The sequence below is a fragment of the Leptolyngbya sp. GB1-A1 genome (genome assembly GCF_039962475.1).
Taxonomy (GTDB): domain Bacteria; phylum Cyanobacteriota; class Cyanobacteriia; order Elainellales; family Elainellaceae; genus Leptolyngbya_A.
In genome coordinates this window covers 93,897-114,497 of sequence record NZ_JAMPLI010000011.1, presented here as the reverse complement: position 1 = coordinate 114,497, position 20,601 = coordinate 93,897, and the positions used below count along the sequence as shown (strand labels likewise).

At 51.5% G+C, this 20,601-nt stretch carries 21 protein-coding genes; 9 read left to right on the top strand and 12 right to left on the bottom strand.

Going from position 1 to position 20,601, the window contains the following annotated elements; all coding sequences use genetic code 11:
- Positions 1-15 precede the first annotated feature (15 nt).
- Positions 16-129, top strand: coding sequence for a photosystem I protein PsaX (gene psaX, locus NDI45_RS13495; protein WP_190790348.1), 114 nt, complete (start codon positions 16-18; stop codon positions 127-129).
- Between the two features lie 186 nt (positions 130-315).
- On the opposite strand, the gene NDI45_RS13490 is transcribed toward psaX, so the two are convergent.
- Together NDI45_RS13490 and NDI45_RS13485 are read right to left on the bottom strand one after the other, a co-directional pair.
- A complete protein-coding gene (locus NDI45_RS13490) occupies positions 316-1,182 on the bottom strand; it encodes a branched-chain amino acid ABC transporter permease (RefSeq protein WP_190790349.1) in 867 nt (288 codons plus the stop codon).
- 160 nt (positions 1,183-1,342) lie between these two features.
- Complete coding sequence (locus NDI45_RS13485) at positions 1,343-3,673, bottom strand: glycoside hydrolase family 31 protein (protein ID WP_348247647.1); 2,331 nt, start codon at positions 3,671-3,673, stop codon at positions 1,343-1,345.
- 379 nt (positions 3,674-4,052) lie between these two features.
- On the opposite strand from NDI45_RS13485, the gene NDI45_RS13480 reads away from it, so the two are divergent.
- The gene (locus NDI45_RS13480) at positions 4,053-4,667 is read left to right on the top strand and encodes an HPP family protein (protein ID WP_190790351.1); all 615 of its coding nucleotides are present in this window, start codon (positions 4,053-4,055) and stop codon (positions 4,665-4,667) included.
- Positions 4,668-4,695: 28 nt separating this feature from the next.
- Here NDI45_RS13480 and NDI45_RS13475 read toward each other — a convergent pair whose 3' ends face one another.
- Both NDI45_RS13475 and purE read right to left on the bottom strand, forming a co-directional pair.
- Complete coding sequence (locus NDI45_RS13475) at positions 4,696-5,259, bottom strand: DinB family protein (protein ID WP_190790352.1); 564 nt, start codon at positions 5,257-5,259, stop codon at positions 4,696-4,698.
- Between the two features lie 111 nt (positions 5,260-5,370).
- Positions 5,371-5,889, bottom strand: coding sequence for a 5-(carboxyamino)imidazole ribonucleotide mutase (purE, locus tag NDI45_RS13470; protein ID WP_190790353.1), 519 nt, complete (start codon positions 5,887-5,889; stop codon positions 5,371-5,373).
- A gap of 157 nt (positions 5,890-6,046) precedes the next feature.
- Here purE and bchM point away from each other — a divergent pair, with 157 nt between their 5' ends.
- The 5 genes from bchM to dacB all read left to right on the top strand — a co-directional run bounded on the left by bchM (position 6,047) and on the right by dacB (position 10,913).
- Positions 6,047-6,730 (top strand): magnesium protoporphyrin IX methyltransferase, encoded by a 684-nt coding sequence (bchM, locus tag NDI45_RS13465; RefSeq protein ID WP_190790354.1) that lies wholly within the window; start codon positions 6,047-6,049, stop codon positions 6,728-6,730.
- 53 nt (positions 6,731-6,783) lie between these two features.
- Complete coding sequence (locus NDI45_RS13460) at positions 6,784-7,158, top strand: DUF423 domain-containing protein (RefSeq protein WP_348247646.1); 375 nt, start codon at positions 6,784-6,786, stop codon at positions 7,156-7,158.
- Between the two features lie 282 nt (positions 7,159-7,440).
- Complete coding sequence (locus tag NDI45_RS13455; RefSeq protein WP_348247645.1) at positions 7,441-7,767, top strand: thioredoxin family protein; 327 nt, start codon at positions 7,441-7,443, stop codon at positions 7,765-7,767.
- 51 nt (positions 7,768-7,818) lie between these two features.
- Complete coding sequence (locus NDI45_RS13450) at positions 7,819-8,994, top strand: LL-diaminopimelate aminotransferase (RefSeq protein WP_348247667.1); 1,176 nt, start codon at positions 7,819-7,821, stop codon at positions 8,992-8,994.
- Between the two features lie 404 nt (positions 8,995-9,398).
- Positions 9,399-10,913: a D-alanyl-D-alanine carboxypeptidase/D-alanyl-D-alanine-endopeptidase gene (gene dacB, locus NDI45_RS13445; RefSeq protein ID WP_348247644.1), complete on the top strand. Its 1,515-nt coding sequence runs from the start codon at positions 9,399-9,401 to the stop codon at positions 10,911-10,913.
- Between the two features lie 56 nt (positions 10,914-10,969).
- Here the strand turns inward: dacB and NDI45_RS13440 are convergent, their stop codons facing one another.
- From NDI45_RS13440 to NDI45_RS13430, 3 genes are all read right to left on the bottom strand, one after another.
- The gene (locus tag NDI45_RS13440; protein WP_190790358.1) at positions 10,970-11,314 is read right to left on the bottom strand and encodes a DUF1815 family protein; all 345 of its coding nucleotides are present in this window, start codon (positions 11,312-11,314) and stop codon (positions 10,970-10,972) included.
- Positions 11,315-11,836: 522 nt separating this feature from the next.
- A complete protein-coding gene (locus NDI45_RS13435; protein ID WP_190790359.1) occupies positions 11,837-12,049 on the bottom strand; it encodes a DUF2839 domain-containing protein in 213 nt (70 codons plus the stop codon).
- An 89-nt stretch (positions 12,050-12,138) separates the two neighbouring features.
- Positions 12,139-13,680, bottom strand: a complete 1,542-nt coding sequence (locus NDI45_RS13430; protein ID WP_348247643.1) for a helicase C-terminal domain-containing protein — start codon at positions 13,678-13,680, stop codon at positions 12,139-12,141.
- Between the two features lie 282 nt (positions 13,681-13,962).
- Here NDI45_RS13430 and NDI45_RS13425 point away from each other — a divergent pair, with 282 nt between their 5' ends.
- A complete protein-coding gene (locus tag NDI45_RS13425) occupies positions 13,963-14,805 on the top strand; it encodes a prephenate/arogenate dehydrogenase (protein ID WP_348247642.1) in 843 nt (280 codons plus the stop codon).
- A gap of 110 nt (positions 14,806-14,915) precedes the next feature.
- Here NDI45_RS13425 and NDI45_RS13420 read toward each other — a convergent pair whose 3' ends face one another.
- From NDI45_RS13420 to psaC, 5 genes are all read right to left on the bottom strand, one after another.
- Positions 14,916-15,443 (bottom strand): cofactor assembly of complex C subunit B, encoded by a 528-nt coding sequence (locus tag NDI45_RS13420; RefSeq protein WP_190790362.1) that lies wholly within the window; start codon positions 15,441-15,443, stop codon positions 14,916-14,918.
- 119 nt (positions 15,444-15,562) lie between these two features.
- Positions 15,563-15,925: a PadR family transcriptional regulator gene (locus tag NDI45_RS13415; RefSeq protein ID WP_190790363.1), complete on the bottom strand. Its 363-nt coding sequence runs from the start codon at positions 15,923-15,925 to the stop codon at positions 15,563-15,565.
- Between the two features lie 798 nt (positions 15,926-16,723).
- Positions 16,724-17,377 carry a response regulator transcription factor gene (locus tag NDI45_RS13410; RefSeq protein WP_348247641.1) on the bottom strand — a complete coding sequence of 218 codons (654 nt, stop codon included), beginning with the start codon at positions 17,375-17,377 and terminating at the stop codon, positions 16,724-16,726.
- Positions 17,378-17,711: 334 nt separating this feature from the next.
- Positions 17,712-18,455, bottom strand: coding sequence for a DUF554 domain-containing protein (locus tag NDI45_RS13405; RefSeq protein ID WP_348247640.1), 744 nt, complete (start codon positions 18,453-18,455; stop codon positions 17,712-17,714).
- 107 nt (positions 18,456-18,562) lie between these two features.
- Positions 18,563-18,808: a photosystem I iron-sulfur center protein PsaC gene (psaC, locus tag NDI45_RS13400; protein ID WP_348247639.1), complete on the bottom strand. Its 246-nt coding sequence runs from the start codon at positions 18,806-18,808 to the stop codon at positions 18,563-18,565.
- Positions 18,809-19,377: 569 nt separating this feature from the next.
- Between psaC and NDI45_RS13395 the strand changes: the two genes are divergently transcribed.
- On the top strand, positions 19,378-19,986 hold the full coding sequence (locus tag NDI45_RS13395; protein ID WP_348247638.1) for a DUF937 domain-containing protein: 609 nt from the start codon (positions 19,378-19,380) through the stop codon (positions 19,984-19,986).
- The last annotated feature ends 615 nt before the right edge of the window (positions 19,987-20,601 follow it).

The following is a 20,601-nucleotide window of genomic DNA, read 5'->3' as shown; positions in this document are numbered from 1 at the left end:
AGCATATTAATCACCATGACCACAACGAAGACTGGTAAACCGGGCTATCCTTTTCGCACGCTGTGGGCGATCGTCCTGCTGGCGGGCAATCTGATCGTCGCTGCTTTCTACTTCGGTATTCTGAAGTAGCGTTTCCTGGGATGCTGAGTCAGAGTGGCTGAGGATTAGGGCATGGTCGGCGGCTAGATGTTTGACACTGCGGTACGTCTCCCCAGTTTTTAGTCACTCCAGACTCAGCAGTGGCAGAAGTAAGTTTCTGAAATTCGCTGTGCAGGGCAAAATTACAGGGCAAAAGTCTCATCCAGCACCAAGCCACTACATTGTGCCCCGGAAGATGCCTTGCGGACGCACCAGCAGCACCAGGATCATAAGCAGCAGTGCAACGCCCAGCTTATATTCGGCGGGAAGCCAGTAAGTGCTAACCTCTTGAGCAATGCCAATCACCATCGCCCCAGCGATCGCCCCATAAGGATTGCCAATGCCGCCCAGAATCACCGAGGCAAACATCGGCAAGATCAGAAACCAGCCCATATTGGGACGCACAGCAGTTACTAAGCCATACATTCCGCCACCGATCGCTGTTAAGCCTGCTGCAATCACCCACGTCCAGATCACGACCTGATCTACATTAATTCCCGATACCCGTGCCAGATCGACGTTATCTGCAACTGCTCGCATCGCTTTGCCCGTCTTGGTTTTTTGCAGCAGATAATGCAGTCCAAAAATCACAAGAATCGTTAGTCCTACGACCAGAAGTCGGTTCTGGGCAATGCGTATTCCAAACAAATCGAGCGCGGGTACAACCGGCAGATCGTATTTCTGGTTTGCGCCGCCCCAGATCAAAATAATGCCGTTTCGCAGGAAGAGGGCGAGTCCGATCGAGATAATGATCAGCGTGGTAGAACTAGCACGTTTAGTTCGCATCGGCGACCAGAGCAGCTTTTCCGTAAGCAGGGCAACGGCGATCGTCAGTCCTGCGCCCAGCAAAATTGACAGCCAGATATTCATGCCGCTCAGGTTAAACACCAGCGTCAGATATGCGCCCAGGGTCATGATGTCGCCGTGAGCAAAGTTTGCCAGCCGCAGAATACCGTAAGTGAGAGTCAGACCAACGGCTGCTAAAGCGATAATGCTGCCGACGGCGATTCCGTTGACGAAGAGTTGGAGTAGCTCGGAGTCCATTGGGGGTGGATGAGTGAGGGGGCGACACAGAGATCTGATTTTAGCGGGTCGATCGCTTATCGGGGTGCTGATTGCAGCAAAAGGTTAAGGGTCGATCGCTTTAGCATTAGCAACTGCTCATCAGGCAACTGCATCATTATTAGAAAACCAAGCGCCGATATTAGAAAACCAAACGCCGATCGCTTCCATCCTCTTCAAAAGACTGTTCGCCTACGCCAACTAACTCCACAATCACGCGCCGCGGATGGGGCTGCCATTGTCCCTGTCTGGCTTGCACTGTGACGATCGTTTGATTGCTGTCGGAATAGACGCGATAAGTGGTTGTTGCCCAGTCTCCTTGCTGATAGGCAAAGCTGCGTCCGTCATCTTCGTAAAGGGTAAATTCGCCCTCGCCCTGCCAGATCTTCAGCCGTAGTTCCGTGAGTGGAGTTTCATTGGCGTATTGCATCACGGGCATCATGGGAAGGATTGACCCCGCCCTCACAAACAGCGGCATGGTTTCCAGGGGAGCATCAGCGAGGATGTGGGTGTTGCCCCTGTGAGATTGACCTGTCCACCAGTCGAACCAGGTTCCCTCTGGTAGATAAACGACGCGACAGGTTTGACCGGGACGATCGATCGGGGCTGCCAAGATTGCGGAACCGAGCATTGCCTGATTTGCCAACTCATAAGTCTGTGGATCGTTGGGAAAGTCGTACAGTAAGGGACGCAGGATGGGTGCGCCTGTGGTTGCCGCCTGCCAGAACAGTGTGTAGAAGTAGGGCAAAAGCTGATAGCGCAATTCGATGTACTGACGGCAGATTTGCTCCACCCGAGCGCCAAACACCCACGGTTCATGACGCATACTCTTGAGAATTGAATGGGCACGCATGAGCGGATAAAGCATTCCCATTTGCATCCAGCGGGCAAAGAGTTCAGCCGTTGCGTTTCCGGCAAATCCGCCGATATCTGCGCCGACAAATGCGACCCCGGATAGCCCCAGATTACAGAGCATGGGCAGTGACATTTCCAGGTATTCCCAGCGCGAATGATTGTCCCCTGTCCAAACGGCTGAATATTGCTGAATTCCGGCATAGCCCGATCGCGTCAAAATAAACGATCGCTCATTCGGTCTAAGTTGCTGCATGGCTTCACAGGCGGCGCGTGCCATCATCATGCCGTACAGGTTATGCGTCTCGGCGTGGGTCGAGTTCTCTTCTCCTCCCTGAGCCGTATCGAGCGGAAACCAGATTTTTACTCCCGGATCACCAAACGGACGATCGTTCATGGCGGGTTCGTTCATGTCATTCCAGATGCCCGACACACCTGCTGCGGTGAGTTCTTTGTGCCAGCTTGCCCACCACTGCCGCACATCCGCTCGCATAAAGTCGGGAAACACAGCACGATCGGGCCAGACATAGCCCTGAAATAGATTGCCATTACGAGTTCGCACAAAGCACTCTTTCTCTAAGCCATCGTTGAAGACTGCATAATTGCCCTGATATTCCAGCTTTACGCCCGGATCAACGATCGTCACGGTCTGAAAACCGTTTTGCTTCAGATCGCTTAAGAGCTGCTTCGGGTTGGGAAAGCGATCGGGATGCCAGGTAAACACCCGATAATCCCGCATATAGTCGATATCCAGATGGATCACATCGCAGGGAATTTGCTTCTGACGGAAGGTTTGGGTCAGTTCGCGCACTTCGTCCTCAGAGGCATAGCTCCAGCGGCACTGGTGATAGCCGATCGCCCATTTTGGCGGCAGAGGCATTCGTCCAGTAAGGGCCGTGTAGGTCGTTAGGATTTGCGCCGGAGCCGGACCATAAATGATGTAATAGTCGAGTTCTGGACTCTGGGTTTCTATCTGCCAAACTCCTGCCTGCGCTGCCCCAATATCAAACCGACTCCAGAAGGTGGAATTGAGAAATAGCCCATAGGCAAGCTGAGGGCGCAGCGCAATAAAAAACGGGATCGCCTGATACATCTCGTCGGTGAGGGCATGGTAGTCGAGGCTGTCTACCGTCCAGTTCGTATAGGCCTGCGATCGTTTGTCTAGAAATCCGGTGCGCTCGCCAAAGCCGTAGAAATGCTCCTCTGTTTCGATGTGTTTCCAGGCAGCAATGCCGCTTTCTCGCCAGGCGATCGGCTGAATGTCTTGAGCAAAGGGGCGATCGGCTTTGTCGAAGCAGGTGATTTGTCTGGTTTGGCGATCGACTTCAACCCGAATCTGTGAAGTTTTGATTTGAACTTGATCTGCTGTTTCCTCGATCTCGAACGGCACAACTGACCAAGCGTTATCCTCTTGAGCCACTGCCCACGATCGGCGCGGCAAAAATTCGCTCGATGGCGACAGACGCACGCGAATCAGGTTTTCTGCCAGTACGCTGATGCTCAAGACGGCATTACCACAGGTCAGCAGAACCTTGCGCTCCTGTTTTTCAACGGTTTGAATCGGCTGGAGTTCTGTCCAGGCAGGCTCGATGACAGGCAGTTGTCCAAAGACTTCAGGCATAGCAGCAGGAATCAAGAGATGGGGAAGGACATTGTGAGTTGTAGTGGGTGTTTGAGGAAAGCGGCAACTGTCGGAGGGTAGGTGAGAGGTAGAGAGGTGGAGGGGTAGGAGAGGGTAGGAAGGGAGTTATAAGGGTGACAGCTTTACCCCATAAATTGCATAAGAAATTTCTGTAGTTATCGATACTTTCGGTGTATCTCTTTAGCAGAATGTCAGAATATGATGACATAAGTACAAATACTGGCTCGACGGTTCGCCGCTCCTGATGAGGATTGCCCGATGGGGGCAGGCAAATTTCTCATGCCATTAAATCTGTTTCATCTGGTTCTTATTCATCTGACTTCTATTCATCTGGTTTATGCAAGAGGCAATTGCTCCTATGCGGAACTCCCCTATCCGATCGCGGCTTCGTTTTGTTGATGCTTTTACCGATCGTTCCAAACTTCAGGGCGATGCGAAGCAGTTTCCCCGCTGGGATAATCGCTTCAAAAGTCAGCTTGCCAAACTGGGCGGCAGTTCCCGCTATCAGCCTCATTTCTCTTTTCAGCAAGCGCTTTTGTCCTGGTTAGGCAGCTTTCTTGGGATTGCGGTGCTGGCGTATTTGACGATGCATACAACCTATCCGCTGATTGCAGCTCCCTTTGGTGCAACCGCTGTCCTGGTTTATGCCGTGCCCGAAAGTCCTCTAGCGCAACCGCGCAATGTGATTTGTGGGAATTCTCTAGGGGCACTGGTCTGTGTGATCTGCGTTGCCCTGTTTGGTTCCCAGCCCTGGGTCATGGCATTTGCCGTTGCAACCGCGATTAAACTCATGCAGCTAACCCGCACCTTGCATCCGCCCGGAGGAGCCGTCGCTTTAGTAGGCGTGATGAGTCATGCAGACTGGCATTTTGTTTTGACTCCAGTGCTACTCGGTTCGCTGGTGATGGTAACTTGCACGATCGCCTATAACAATCTGGTTTGTCGCAAACCCTATCCAAAGCACTGGTTTTAGACATTCCGCTTTTAGACATTCCGTGCCGCTAGGCCTGCACTGCTTCTTTCGCCGAGTCATACATCATCAAAAAGTCAGTGATGCCGTAATCCTTGCCCATTTGTTGCAGCAGCACTGTCACCTGGGCACGATGATGCGTCTGATGATTAAAGAAATGGGCGATCGCAAACCACAGCGCATGGGTTCGATCGATCGTCCCTGCTACATTGCGATAGTGCATTGACGCAGACAGTATTTCTGGTGTCAGTTCCTCGATCCACTGCTCGATCGCCCGATCGGTTTTCGATCGCCCCTGCCAGAGCTGTTCAAAATCAGGGTAAAGCTCCTGACTCAGATCAGTGCAGTTCAACAGCAAATCTGTCTGCTGCAACGCTGGAAAAGTGTAGGACGTACAGGTTGCAAACCGTCCCAGCCAAATGCGATCGCCCACCAGCAGATGATTCAGCGTCCCATAAATTGACCCAAAAAATGCCCCACAATCCCGCCGCCGCTCCTCCTCTGAAAGCGATCGAGCCAAGCCATATAGGTGCTGATTGACCCAGGAGTTATACTGCGCCATCAGCCGAAACTGCTTGAGATGCGTCGATTCCATTGTCTTTAGTGTCTTTTTTTCCTTAGCTAAAATCCCTTCTGGCGGGAATCAAAGGAATCAAGGGAACTGCTGCTCTGCCGCTCCCGATCGCGCAAACACCCCTTACACCCCCTACATCCCCTCCAGATACCGCCGATACCCCTCCTCCTCCAGTTTCGCCTGCTTCTCCATCACCATTTCCTTCAGGCTTTGCCGATAACGCTGTACCCGTTGCAGCAAATCTCGATCGTGGGCGGCAAGCATTTGCACTGCCAGAAGTCCTGCGTTTCGCGCATTACCGATCGCCACCGTGGCTACGGGAATTCCGGCGGGCATTTGCACAATCGAGTAAAGCGAATCAATGCCCTGAAGCGTGCGGGTCACAACGGGAACACCAATCACAGGGAGGGGAGTTAGGGCGGCAACCATTCCGGGTAAATGGGCGGCTCCTCCGGCTCCAGCGATAATCACTTTTAAGCCGCGATCGTGGGCAGTTTGGGCATATTCTACCATCCGTTCAGGAGTGCGATGGGCAGAGACAATGCCGACTTCATGGGCAATCTGGAATTCTTCGCAGGCTTCGATCGCCCCTTTCATTGTCGGAAGGTCGGAGTCGCTGCCCATAATAATGCCAACTAGGGGAGAAGCCATAGAAAATTCAATTAGAAATCTCAACAGGGGATATTGTCGCTCGAAAAGGGAAATGCAGGCTTGGTTTTTGCTGGATCTAAAGCCCAAGCGAAACCCAATCTAAGGCACAATCAGTTATGAGACAACCCTTGTTAAAAATCAGGTATTGCTTGGAGTCATGACGGCAACAGACGATAAAACGATCGTAAAAGATTACTTCAACGCGACCGGATTCGATCGCTGGCGGCGAATTTATGGTGATGGCGAAGTCAATAAAGTGCAGCTTGATATTCGTCTGGGACACCAGCGCACGGTCGATACGGTTCTGGACTGGCTGCGATCGGACGGCAACACGGCAGGCATGACGATTTGCGATGCGGGCTGCGGCGTGGGAAGTCTCAGCATTCCGATGGCGGAAATGGGCGCAAAAGTCTTTGCCAGTGATATTTCCGAGAAGATGGTAGGCGAGGCAAAAGAGCGGGCGCAGGCAACTCTGGGACAGTCCGAGAATCCTACTTTTGCGGTCCAGGATTTGGAAAGTCTGAGCGGTAGCTATCACACCGTAATTTGTCTGGATGTGCTGATTCACTATCCGCAGGACAAAGCAATGGAGATGATCACTCATCTAAGCCAGCTTGCCGAATCGCGGGTTCTGATCAGTTTCGCGCCCAAAACGGTTTTCTATGATGTGCTGAAGAAAATCGGCGAATTCTTCCCCGGTCCCAGCAAAGCAACTCGCGCCTACCTGCATCGGGAAGCGAATATCGTCAAGGCTCTGGAAGCAAACGGCTGGACGATTAAGCGAAACGCTATGACCAAAACTCGCTTCTACTTCTCGCGCCTGCTGGAAGCAGTGAAATAACCCGTGGAAGCGGTCAAGGAATCTGCTCGAATCATTGGGAAAGTAGGGCACTTATGCAGATATTTCTGACGATCGCCGCAGTCCTGGGTGGATTATCCGTTGCGGCTGGTGCATTTGGCGCACACGCGCTGGAAGGTAAACTCACTGATCGCGCTCAGGAAGTCTTTGAGACGGCGGCTCGCTACCAGATGTATCACGCGCTGGCGTTAGTGGCAGTTGCTATCCTGCTCACCCGTCCCGAAGCAGCTCAGTCACTGCTGAATGCGGCGGGTATTGCCTTTATCGTCGGGGTGGTGCTGTTTTGCGGCAGTTTGTATGCCCTCAGCCTGTCTGGTGTGAAAATTCTGGGAGCCGTTGCGCCGATCGGCGGACTTGCCTTCATCATTGGTTGGGGCTGCTTAGCGGTAAGTGCCTGGACGATGAAGTAGTCTGGCACACAATAATTAGCCTGGCACAAATAACTAGCGGATGGGCGTGACCAAAATTTGATCGACAACCCATCCGCCAATTTTAGGAACTCCTCACACCCTCACGTTTGAGGTTCAGTCTCTTTTGTTTTGACGCAGCCGATTGACAGAAGTTTCTGCCTTTGATTCAGATCTTTGCCGATCGCCTCACAATTCCGACTTTCGAGTTCCGAATTCCGAATTGGCATTCCAGGCAGGTAATCTAGAAAAGGATGTTTATTAAGATTTCCTCTATTTATTCTCATGAGTAGCGTCGTTACGATCTCAGATACAGAGTTTTCCACTGAAGTTTTGAGCGCGGCTCAGCCTGTCCTGGTCTACTTTTGGGCATCCTGGTGTGGTCCGTGTCGGCTCATGGCTCCGGTTATGGACTGGACAGCGAATCAGTACGGTGATCGTCTGAAAGTGGTCAAAATGGAAGTAGACCCCAACCCGGAATCGGTGGCTTGGTGCAAGGTTGAAGGTGTGCCTGCGCTGCGGTTGTTCAAAGATGGAGAAATGGTAGACGCAAGCGAGGGCGCAATCAGCAAACAGAAAGTTGAAGAATTTCTCGTAACTGGGCTGAATTAGCGGCTAGCCATCGATCGCCCGTTTGGGGCAGTCCTTTATTCGATGCCTTCTATGCAACTCGCCGATCGCCTCACCCCCCTGCAAGCCAACGTTTTTGCTGATATGGATCGGGCAAAGGCAAAAGCCAGAGCTGCCGGACTGGACGTGACTGATCTATCCCTTGGATCGTCCGATCTGCCTACCCCTGCTCCTGTACTGGATACCATTGCCCGATCGCTGCAAGACCCCGCAACCCACGGCTATCTCTTGTTTCATGGCACGGGGGCGTTTCGGCGGGCGGCAGCTCAGTGGTACGAGCGCAAGTTTGGTGTACCCGTTGATCCTGAAACTGAAGTCCTGCCCTTAATTGGCTCTCAAGAGGGAACTGCCCACCTACCGCTTGCTGTTCTGAATCCGGGCGATTTTGCCCTGCTGCTCGATCCGGGCTATCCTTCCCACGCAGGCGGTGTTCACCTGGCTGGTGGACAAATCTACACCATGCCTCTGCTGGCAGAAAACAATTTTTTGCCAGTTTTTGAAGATGTTCCGATTCCCGTGTTGGAACAGGCACGAATGATGGTGTTGAGCTATCCGCACAATCCCACAACAGCAACCGCATCGATCGATTTCTTTAAGCAGGCGGTTGCCTTCTGCGATCAGCACAATCTCGTCCTGGTGCACGACTTCCCTTATGTGGATCTGTACTTTGAGGGCAGTCCCCCGCCTTCTGTCCTTCAAGCCGATCCCCAAAAGCGAGTGTCGATCGAGTTCTTTACCATGTCCAAGTCCTACAACATGGGTGGCTTTCGGGTGGGATATGCGATCGGCAACCCAGAACTGATCCGGGCACTCCGGCAAGTCAAAGCAGTGGTTGATTTCAATCAGTATCTGGGCATTTTGAATGGAGCGATCGAAGCCCTCTCGGGTTCTCAGGAAGCCGTTGCCCAAGCAGTGGAGACCTTCAGACAGCGTCGCGATGCCTTTGTCGATGCCCTAAATCGCATTGGCTGGCAGGTTCCTCGTCCTCAAGCTGCCATGTATGTCTGGGCAAAATTACCTGATCCCTGGGCAGTCAATTCAATGCAGTTTGCGATCGACTTAGTCGAACAAACCGGAGTCGCCGTCGCACCGGGATCAGGCTTTGGCAAGTCTGGCGAAGGCTATGTGCGATTTGCGCTGGTGCATGATCCCTCGATTCTAGAAACGGCAGTCGAGCGGATTGCTGAGTTCATGAAGAGCAAGCGGTAGATTGAACAGTAGTAGATCTCTTGCATCGCCTCCTAAATCCCCGAATTTTCGGGAATTTTGAAACCGTAAGGTATTTATTGCAAGGCGTTTAAGGTCTCCTTATGACATTGGCTATTCTGTACACACAATGGCTGGCACATGATGGCTAATCAGGGCTGAAACGGCTTTCAGAAACGCCTTCCTGGCTCTCCAATTCTATAGGTAACCAAGCCTTCTTCAGTTTTCCTCAGTTCTCAAAGTCCCCCAGCAATAGGGGATGTAGGGGGCTGCAAAGTTCAAACCTAATCTCTAGTAACTTGCGGATATACCGTAAACGAAACGAGCAGTGAGGGCAATTGGGAGGGGGATCATCGTAGCCGCTCGAATATTTGCCAGGAAACAAACGATCGAAAGTAGCTGAACGAATGTCAATTAAACCGTTTACCGCTTGGGTTAGCGTAGGCTGTCTGCTACTCACCTTTATGGCTGGGATGCGATCGGCACAAAGCGCAACTCCGAAGCAACCCATTTTAGTGAACGCCTCAGTCTGTGCCGCGAGCCTGGTGCAGCAAATCGATCGTCTCATCGATCACCCAGAGTTTCAGCGATCCCAGTGGGGGATTTTAGCGCAAACGCTGGAAGCAGATCCCCAGATCCTTTATGCTCGCAATCCCGATCGCTATCTTGTCCCGGCTTCAAACGTCAAACTGCTGACTACCGCAGCGGCTCTGACTCAGCTAGGAGCGCAGTTTCGGATTCGCACCTCAATTTATCAGGTGGGGACAACTCCAGAGGGCGCAGTTTTGCAAGTAGTTGGTAGGGGCGATCCCAGCTTGACCCATGCCCAGCTTCAAGCTCTGGCACAGCAGATTCGCGACCGAAGCATCACACGCATTGCCACCCTTGTAGGGGACGATCGCTACTTTCGTGGTGATGCGGTCAATCCCTCGTGGGAATGGGAAGACATTCAGGCAGGCTACGGTGCGCCTGTGAACAGCCTGATTTTGAACCAGAACGCGATCGGACTCACGCTCGTGCCCCAGCAGGTCGATCAACCGCTTCAGGTAGTTTGGGATCAGCCGTCAGAGGCGCAGGGATGGCAAATCGTGAATCGATCGCGAACGGTGGCATCAGACGCGCCAGAATTTGTCTCGGTGGGACGGAATCTCAGTCAGCCGATTCTTACTGTTGCTGGACAGCTTCGTGCCGGAGCAGCATCAGAACCTGTTGCGGTCTCGATCCCGCAGCCGGGACAAAACTTTTTGCGTCAGTTTGCAGAAACGCTGCGGTCGGCTGGAATTGAGGTGAACCAGACTCAGCTTCTCACCCATGCTGATGATGCACCGATCGCAACCAGAGCGGAAATCGCTGCCGTTCAGTCGCTGCCCTTGAGCGAGTTACTAGTCGAAACAAACCAGTTCAGCAACAATCTGTACGCAGAGGCTCTGCTGCGATCGCTAGGGGCAGACAGCCCAGATCCATCGCAATCTGCCCTTGAAGCCGGAATCGCTGCCCTCAGGGCTAGTCTCACTCGCCTCGGAATTGAATCTGATAGCTATGTGCTGGCAGACGGCTCAGGCTTATCGCGCCACAATGGGGTCAGCCCTGCCGCAATTGTGGAAACGCTTCAAGCAATGGCGCAGACCAATAATGCGCTGCCTTATCGCAGGTCGCTTTCGGTCGCTGGAATTTCGGGAACGCTACAAAATCGCTTTCGCGAAACCTCGGTTCGAGGTCAGTTAGAGGGAAAAACAGGCGCACTCAGCGGCACTGCTGCTCTATCGGGCTACTTGAATCGGGGCAATCGTCCTGCGATCGTCTTTAGCATTGTTGTGAATCAGGCGAACACACTACCTGGAAAAGCCCAACAGACGATTGACGAGATTGTGATGCTGCTATCGCAGTATGAATCGTGCAGGGAATTCGCTCAGTCCCCTTAACAACGACGGAAACGGTAACGCGATCGCTGCCTTGAAATTCAACCCAACCAGAACATTTAGGATGGCTGAAGGGCGTTCAAACGATAATCAGACGGCTTAATTTGATATTTCACCAGATTGGCAAGTTCCTGAAGCTGACTAATTGCCTCTGCCCCTTCTAGTTTCATCAGTTCGCGATCGTCTCGCATTTCGGTCCAGGTGATCCCATAATCGGATACAAGAAACCGAATCAGGTGATTTTCCGCCAGACTGACCATAAACGATGCGCTGTTCATTTGCCCACCGCAGGTATAGCAGGATGCCAAGTAGCCCCGCTGCTCTAGCACCGTTGCCAAAGCCTGAAGATTCATCACCAAGTCTTGAACAAATTGTCGATGTTGCTCTGCAAGTCTAAGAAACATTAACTTGACCTCCTATAACCACACTTACCACAAAATCTTGTATCTTTACAATTTCTTAAGATTTGCCTCAGGTGGCCAGGTCTTTTCCCTGATGAGAAAATAATGAATTGCCTGAAAGTAATGAAACGAAATTATTCAGAGAGTAAGGAACAAAGGGAAATCAGTCCTCTAGCAAAAGGTAGTTTATACAACCTGCCCAATGAGGTATTCAGAATAACACTTCTAGGTTATTGAAGAATTCCTTCAGATTTATGTTCCACATTATATGATTTGCTCAGTATAAGCAGCTTTATTATATGCTCTGCTCAGTATAAGCAGCTTTTGAAAATTTAGGGCTGGACTTCTGCCCCGGATCGCTTTGCAACCGGACTACTCTACAACTAGCTTACTTTGCAAGCTGCCTCCCTCGAGGTTAAACTTTGCACGATTGCTTTGCGTGGTTGTATTTTGCACCAATTCTATCCGGGGCTGTGATTGGATTTTGACAGCAGGACGATCGCAGTCCTAACTGAAAGTCGTGGGTTAAATCACTTCCCACCAACCGAACGCGGGACCCACAAAGCGAACAACTACCCAGTAAGCGACCAGTGCGCCAATGCCAATCCAGGCTCCTTTAGTGGTCCACTGCACAAATTTTTGCGCCTGGCTTTTTTTCAGCGGCAGCCAGGGGTAAACGTTGCCTTCCTGTCCGTACTGATCGCCCAAAATTTCCTTGCGTCGTTTTGCGTCACCCATACTGCTTCTCCGACATCAACACAGCTAAACTTGCCACCTTTGATAATATCGTGCGAACTTGCCGATGAGTGTGCTGGGCTGATCAAACGCTATTCGCTCAGGCTGAATCCTTCAAGCGAGGCAAAAAGGCTTGCATCAACATAGTTAATCCGGGCAAGCGGACTAAGCGATGATAAAATCTGCTGTCCGTAGCTGCGATGGTTTACCCGGTTGTCCAACAGTGCCACCACTCCTTGAGCCTCTCGCACCGGGGCAACGGCTCTCTGAAGTTCACTCAATGCTTCCGGCAGCAGAAATAGGCGAAACCAGTCCTGTCGCGATCGTTTATAGTGTGTCACTCGTCCGGCAACCAGCGGATCTTCGAGTGAAGGAAAGGGGAGCGTCGCAATCACCAGCAAATGGGGCGCGGGCAACACGGCTTGATGAGTCCGCCAATAGTCCCAGCCTGCCACCAGAATTCCATGCTCGTCTAGACAGGTTCGCTCGACCTGAACGCGGGAGCCAAACTCGGCTGCCAGCATTGAACCAACCTGCGCTTTTAGCGGCGTGTCGCCAATCAGAATGACAGTCAAGCCTTGATTTGCTGTTTGAGTTGCGCCCAGCAAGGTTCGCAGTTCACTCATTAGCACAGGCTGAAACTGTGGCGTGTTGGGCATCGGTAAGCCGTCTGGCAGATAGAGCTGAATTAATTCGTGCTGGCGATCGGGCGAAAACTTAAGACAGGTGAGATCGGGCAACCCGAGCCGTTGGCGATAAATGGTGGCTTCGGTGTCTAGATCAAGCACGCCACCAATCAGGACGATCGGCTGCTGGTTCCAGACAGGCTGAAGCGAATCTGCCACCTCTGCAGGAGCCGTGAGCAGCGAAAACTGTCCCTGTGGCCGCATCACCTCTGCCCACAAAAGCTGACTGGATTGTTGACAAGACTGCCAGAACTGATTCCAGCAACTTGGCAATGGCTGCTCGATGCCTGCGGTAAGCCGATGGTAAAGTTCGCTAAAAATCTCCTGTTCTGACGCTTCGACCAAATAGCGATCGTAGGGGTTCACCGGATGCTGAAAAATCGATCGGGTCAACTGCACCCGCGCATCGCGAATCAGATCCGCCTGCTGGGGACAGGTTTGCATCAGTTCGTCCCAATTTTGCGGCTGAAGGCTGAGCGTCAGCTCGTTTCGCGTCCACTGCTCCAGATCGTCTGCGCCATCGATCACGGTGAGAATCTGGGACGGAAAGCGTCCTGACCCATGCAGGCGATCGGATATCCAAGACTGAGGCGAGGTCAACAGCAGCCCTTCAAACCCTGTGCCCAGCCAGCGATCGCCCGTCCGAATTTCTTTTTGCGTCGGAATCCACTGCTGGAGCCGGGGAATCTCAACCATGAGAAGTCGCTGCTGAACAGCTTCGCTTGCCACCAGAATTGCCGACCCTTCCCACAGCAATAGCGGCATTAAATAGCTCAGTCGATACCGCCCGTGATAGCCCGAAGGCGCACCCGCCTGAATCAAAGCACTTCTGCCCAAGCGCAGCGCACGCGCCACTAGCCGCGCCATCGTTAAATGGTGTTGCCAGTAGGGTTCGCCCTGCTCTCGCAGAAACGCCCGCAGTTGTTGGTGAACTTCTACTTCAATCACAAAAGCCGAACTTCTCCCCGGTAATGAATTTCATGGTGCCGCAGCAATCTCAATCTATCGCTGAATCTACAGAGCGATTTGAGGGGGCGTGAAAACTTGTAGCCTGGAAAACTTAGGAGTTAATCGTAGGCTGGAAACAGAAGACAATAGACTTTGGAAGAACAGACGACGAACAGCAGACGAGCGACCGCAGCGATAAGACCAGGATGCTTGATTCTTGCGGCTGAGGTCGAGTGTCCTGGGTCTGAAGTCTAAAGTCTAGCAAACTGTAATGGGTCACGCATGAGAATTGGCATTGTGGGATTAGGGCTGATTGGTGGGTCACTGGCGATCGATTTCCAGCAGTTCCCAGAGCATACGCTGCTGGGAGTGAGCCGTCGCGGAGAAACCTGTCGCCAAGCCGTAGCACGGGGCATCGTAGACAACGCCAGCCAGGATTTGAGCTTGATGGCAGCCGCCGATGTGGTCTTTCTCTGTACACCGCTGGGGGCGATCGAATCCACGGTCGAGCAGCTCATTCCGCACCTGAATTCCAATACTATTCTGACTGATGTGGGGTCGGTCAAAGCCTCTATTGTCGAAACGATCGCTCCCCGCTGGCGTAATTTTGTGGGCGGACACCCAATGGCAGGCACTGCCGAAAGTGGGCTCGATGCTGCCCAAGCCGATCTGTTTGTCGCTCGTCCCTACGTCCTCACTCCGATCGAAACCACCCCACCTGCTGCCCTGGATACTGTTGCAGCACTGGTGCAATCACTTCAGTGCCGCCTTTATCAGTGCCAGCCTGCTGAACACGATCGCGCCGTTGCCTGGATCTCTCATTTGCCTGTGATGATCAGTGCTAGCCTGATTTCTGCCTGCCTCAGTGAATCAGATGCTGCTGTACTAGATCTGGCGCAGAAACTTGCAAGCTCTGGCTTCCGGGATACGAGTCGGGTTGGCGGCGGCAATCCAGAACTAGGGGTGATGATGGCAAGATACAACCAGCCTGCCCTGCTTCATGCCCTGGCTCAGTACCGAAATCAGCTCGATCGCCTGATTCATCAGATTGAGAATCGCAACTGGGAGGAATTGGAGCAGAGTTTGATTGAGACGCAGGAGGGGCGATCAGGGTTTGTGGAGTAGCGGAGGAGCAAGGGGAAAGGAGATGGGGAGATGGGGAGGCAATGCAGGACTTCTGCGACTGCTCTAATGTTCTCTAAGGACGGTTACTCTGATGGCAGATAAGCATGAAGTTATTCGGCAGACTTCAGGTTTAACGATCGCCGCAGTTCTGCCAGTTCGTCTCGGTGGGCGGTGACGGTCAGCAGGCGATGGATTTGGCTCTCCTGATTTGGCTCAACTTTGACAGCGACTTGTTCCAATCGTCCTGATTTTTTCCAGTAGAAAACCCCTGCTCCAGGAGCCAGCAGCACGAGCAGCAGCAGCCAGTTTCCGGCGGCGGGAAACAGGTAAGACAGCACCAGCACCAAACAAAAAATGCCGATCGCTGCCAGCGAACTGAGGAATATTGCCAGAAACAAACTGGGGCGCACAAAACCCTCAAATGTCACCTGGTTTTGCTCTGCGTCAAGTGAGATAACACGATAGGCGCGATCAGCGAAATACTGTTTCAGGCCGTCGAGCAGCGACTCCTCGGATTGGTCGCTCATCAGTTGGGCAACTTCGATGCGGTCTTTAGTGGAGGCACGAATAAAGAAAAATAGCCCCACCGACAGCAATAGCGTCAGCAGGGCAGTAGAAGAAAGAATCGACGTTTGCATAATCAGCAGGAGAGCGGGTAATCACTCGTTTGAAACGACAGCGCAATCCGAAACCGGATGACCACTACGTTTCTGAGTATCGCCCAACTTACGAACTGATGGAATGAGCAAATTAAAACTTACTGCTGGGACACCTGTGCTGGGCGACCTGCATAGCCATACCAGAGCCGAGAAAGCTCCTGGGCCTGCTGGTGCCAGTCAGGGCAAATCTGATACATTCGTCTCGGGCGACCCCGCCCCTCTACCTTTTTCCAGTATCCGGTGATCGCGTTTGCGTCTTCCAGAAACTTGAGGGCACTGTAGAGCACCGTATCGGATAACCGATAGTTTGGATACTCATGTTCGAGCAGGCTGATTAACTCTGTCCCGTAGGAGTCCCGTCGCAGTAAGACGGCTAGGACATAGCAGACTGCCAGTTCCTTGTTCAGATAGAATGGCGGTGGATTTCTGAAAAATTGGTAAATCTCGTCAAATGTCGTCATAGTGATCCCATAACTCAGCGAATCAGTTAATGCTGGCAGTTGCCCATCTGGGCAAACAACTCACTCTAGGCGTAACTCAACTCTTTCGATCGCACTTCTATCTGCATCTCCAATAGCGTTTGCTACTGGCAGCACTCCTGAACAATCTTCAGCCATCACGATTTGAAACTAGATTGGAACTAGATTTTGAAGATGAATAGACTAATGCTCAAAATGGCACAGTTTCAGCGTTGTCAACACTGAATTAATACTGATGCTGGAAGATAGGGAGAAGTGCCTACAGTAGACAAATCTAATGAGAGATGCAGGATAGGGTGAAAGGAATGCTGATGACCAGTCGCTAATGCTAGCAGTAATACTTTTTGAGCTACGGTGAGCTAATCTGCACATGGGCTGATTCTTCAGCCGGAACGGAGCCAGTTTGCTTCGCGGTCCTACTTGCAGAGATTGCTCAGCACGCAACTTATCTTAAGGAGTAGATTGCTTCCTACCAGATAATAATCAATTGTAGACATCTTGCGATAAACTGTCTGTTTTCGCTTTAGAGGGTTTAGTTGACACTATCGATAGCACACAATCACTGGAATCAATGGTTGATTGTATTGCTGCTATAACAGGGACTACGCTAGATGTAGTGTATATAATTCTATCAATGTCCTATTTGACCTACTTTTTACACAGCGTTTTTTAACAAATCTTAATAATTCCTTTAAAAGCAGGGTTCAAGGGGGGGTCAAGCAAGGGAACTTTTGACCCCGAAAGCGCCTTAAGGAGGAGATTTTTCGATCGATGGGCAGGTTAAACCAGTCCTGCTCGCAGGGCGACCACCGCTGCCTGCACCCGATCGTCTACCGCTAGCTTGTTCATAATGCCGCGAACGTGAGTTTTCACCGTATTGGGGCTGAGATAGAGGGCAGTTGCAATTTCCGGGTTGCTGCGTCCTTCCACCATCAGCTTTAAAACTTCTAGCTCTCGCTGAGACAGTTGACCGACAATACTCGGTTCCGTCGTAACGACTGGCTTTAAATGCTCCATCACCTGCCGCGCCACTTGGGGGTCAAGATAGCTCGCTCCTTCCTGAGCTGCCTCGATCGCTGTTAGTAGCCGATCGACGCTAGTTCCCTTGACGCAGTAGGCATCTGCTCCGCTTGACAGTGCCCCGATCACCTCGTTCTCAGTCGTGTGAGAAGTCAGCATTACCACATGAACTCCGGGCATTGCCTCCTTAATTTGTTGAGTTGCCGCAATCCCATCTTGTCGGGGTAGCCCAATATCCATCACAATCACGTCAGGCTTTAGCTTTAATGCCTCTTCCACTGCTGTATAGCCATCTTCCGCTTGCCCGATGACGGTGATGCCGGGGGCACTGGTCAGCGATTGCTCTAATCCGAGCTGCATCATGGGGTCGTCTTCTACGATGAGAACTCGGATAGGAGTTGGGACGGTTGTCATGCAGGTTGCTCCTTTTGAGGGAGGGGTGAGGGGATAAGGGAATGGGAGGATGAGGGGTGCTTGCTTTTCAATTGCTTGATTTGCAAATATCCCTCAATGGCATTGTATCGCCTCTGTTCATGACGCTTTGTGCTGTTTTGAGTTGATGCAAATGTGCTTGAGGTCTTGATAAAAGCCAATTCTAAGGTCAATTTTAGGGAATGAATCTGCAATTAGCAGTCGCTGTTGTGGGATAGGTTACTGACCTATTCAGGTGAGGCATCTTCCCACCATTTATTTCATTAATTTTTTTTAATTAATCGGTGCTTCTAAGTGAAGCGATCGGCAAGCCAATTTAAGTGAGGCGATCGGCAAGCCAGTATAGCAATGGGGCAAGAAATAAGCCCGGCAGAAAAGAGGCAACTTTGACCTGAGCAACTTCGAGCAAATTTAATCCCAGCCCTAAAATCATCAGTCCGCCAACCCCTGTAGAAAGCATGACGGGGGGAGCAGTTGCCGGATCGGGAATTGCCAGTGCCAGCACGCCTGCGGCAAGAGACAAAATTCCCTGGTAAATCAGAATGGTAAGCGCGGAAAACCCGACTCCCATGCCATAGCTACTGGTAAAGGCGATCGAAACCAGTCCATCCATTGAAGCTTTGATCACAAGCAGGGTGTTATCTCCGGTTAAGCCATTATTGAGGCTGCCGATTAACGCGAGCGGACCGACACAAAATAAAAGACTGGCGGCGACAAAGCCTTCTGTAAACTTACCCTGCCCCTTAAAACGGTGCTTTAGCCAATTGCCAATTCTTTCAAGGTTAGTTTCTATCCGCAACGCTTCTCCTAACAGTCCACCTAGTACCAGTGCGACTAAGCCGAGAATTACCCCATCGATCGCCCCTGCTTGGGCTTTGCTAAAGCTGCCTGCCATGCTAGAGCCAACGAATAGCGTGATCAGCCCTACGCCCTGAGTAATAATGCGCTGCATCGCGATCGGCAATCGTCCTTTCAGCAGCAGTCCAAAGGCAGTTCCCAGCAGAATGGTGGCAACGTTGATCCAGGTTCCGCTAGTTTTTAGCCATAAATCAGAAGTCATAGCAATTGCAGAAAAACAGTTCCCATAAAAAAAGGGGGTAAACCCCCACTTAAGATTAGACCCAGATGTATTGAAAAACGCAAAAGATAGCAGGCGTAATAGAGTATCTAGTAAGCCAGACCCATACTGCGCTTAGTTTCCGCGCCTAAATACACCCGAATGCTAAGAAAGTCAGTCGGACAAGCCGTTTCGCATCGCTTACAGCCAACACAGTCTTCTGTCCGAGGAGACGAAGCAATCTGACCCGCCTTACAGCCATCCCAAGGAACCATCTCCAGAACATCTGTAGGACATGCACGAACGCACTGGGTGCATCCGATGCAGGTGTCATAGATTTTTACTGCATGAGACATTGATATAGCGGCTCCAAACTGAGTAAAGGTTTGCAATCACCCTCAAAGAATTGCAAATTTGGTTCGCAAATCTGCCTCACTTTGTGAAGTGACCGTATCATGACGTTCTCTAATCGAAATCCAGTTTACAGCAGTGCTTTTATCCAATCTGTGAAAGCTTGCAAAACTTCAAACAATGTAATGAAGCAATCGTCCAGGCAGGCTGAGCAGTATAGGAAGCAGGCGATCGGGCAGGTTGAGGGAGTAAGAGCAGATAAAACGACGAGCAGGTAAAACGCAGGCGCAACAGATTTAAGTCTAGCCCTCCCAAAAAATTCCGCCTGAGCCTGTTGGACTGAACGGTGAGTATGAACGATAGCAGGTTGGCAAAGCGGCTTGCCCTGGCGTTTGATCACGACCCCCAACTTGTGGATGGAAGGACTGAAATTCAGGTTTCCTGTCCATCTTTTTATTGCTGTATCTATCTCTCTATTGGGATGAGTCGATCGCCTTGCACCCCTTATCCTTTCGAAGGTTATGCCTGTTTTGACTGACTTGCAGTAATCAACTTGTAGTAAGCGGAGTAACCTATGGGACTTTTTGATCAGATTTTGGGTGCGATTAACAATCCAGCTCAGCAGGGCAATGTGGATCAGATTGGCGGCATCCTCAATACGGTGCAGCAGGTGTCTAATCAGCAGGGGATTAATCCTTCTCAGACCCAATCAATGATGTCAATTCTGGGAGGCTTTGTGCGATCGTCGCTTCAGCAACAGGCAGCGGGCGGCTATAGCAATCCGACGGCGATCGTGAATCAATATGGCGGCATGCAGCCCAATCCGCAGGCAGTGCAGGCAGTTTTTGGGGCGGGTCAGATTCCGCAGGTGGTGCAGGCGATGGCTCAGCGCACTGGATTGAGTCCCCAGATAATTCAGTCTTTGCTGCCGCTGCTAGTTCCGGTGGTGCTTAACCTGCTCAAGTCGGGGGCAACCAATTCCTCAATGGGCGGCAATCCGAATATGGGCAACTCCAATTTTGGTAATCCCAATATGGGGAACCCTAATTTTGGCAATGCGCCGATGCATCAGGCGGGTTCTAATCCGGTTCTCAACGCATTTCTGGATGCCGATCACGATGGAGATGTAGATATCAGTGATGCGCTTCGCGTTGCCGGACAGTATGTGAATCAGCCTCGCTAGACCCGTTAACAGGGATCTCTGTGAGCGATTTCCAGGCCCCAGAAAAGTTATCTTTTTACAGTCTCTTTAGATGGGGAAGCAGATAGGGGAAGCCCCTTTTGGCGTTGCTGAATCTGCTGAATCTAAGGATAAAGGGTTGAGTTTGACCCCGTTAGACAGCCCCCTAAATTCCCCAAGGCTGGCTACTGTGTACCCACAAGTTGATTCTGCTCGCGTTCTAGGCTGTGCAGCCTGCTAATCTCTGAATGCTGGGGGACTTTGAAAATCAGCGGGATTGGTTCGGTTCCCGCCAGCATTGCTCATAAGAAGGCAGTTGGGGCCGCCGTTTGAGCAGGAAGCGAGCAATTGGGCGACACAGTAGCCCTTTATGGTGAACTTCGAGCTTTCTAAATCCAGGGCTAGAGGGCGATTTCGATCGATATAGGACAGTCGAAAAAGCGGCACAACCCATCAGAAAAGAACCAGGGCAACTGTGTGGTCTAACAATAACAAGTCCTGAAGATTGTCCAATCTCTTAAAATCTAACCCGAAACCCGTTTCTATCTTTTGGCTCTAGGCTCTCAATCTTGAGGCTTAGAGTTTTTTATTGTTTGATTAAACGATCGCTCAAAAGGA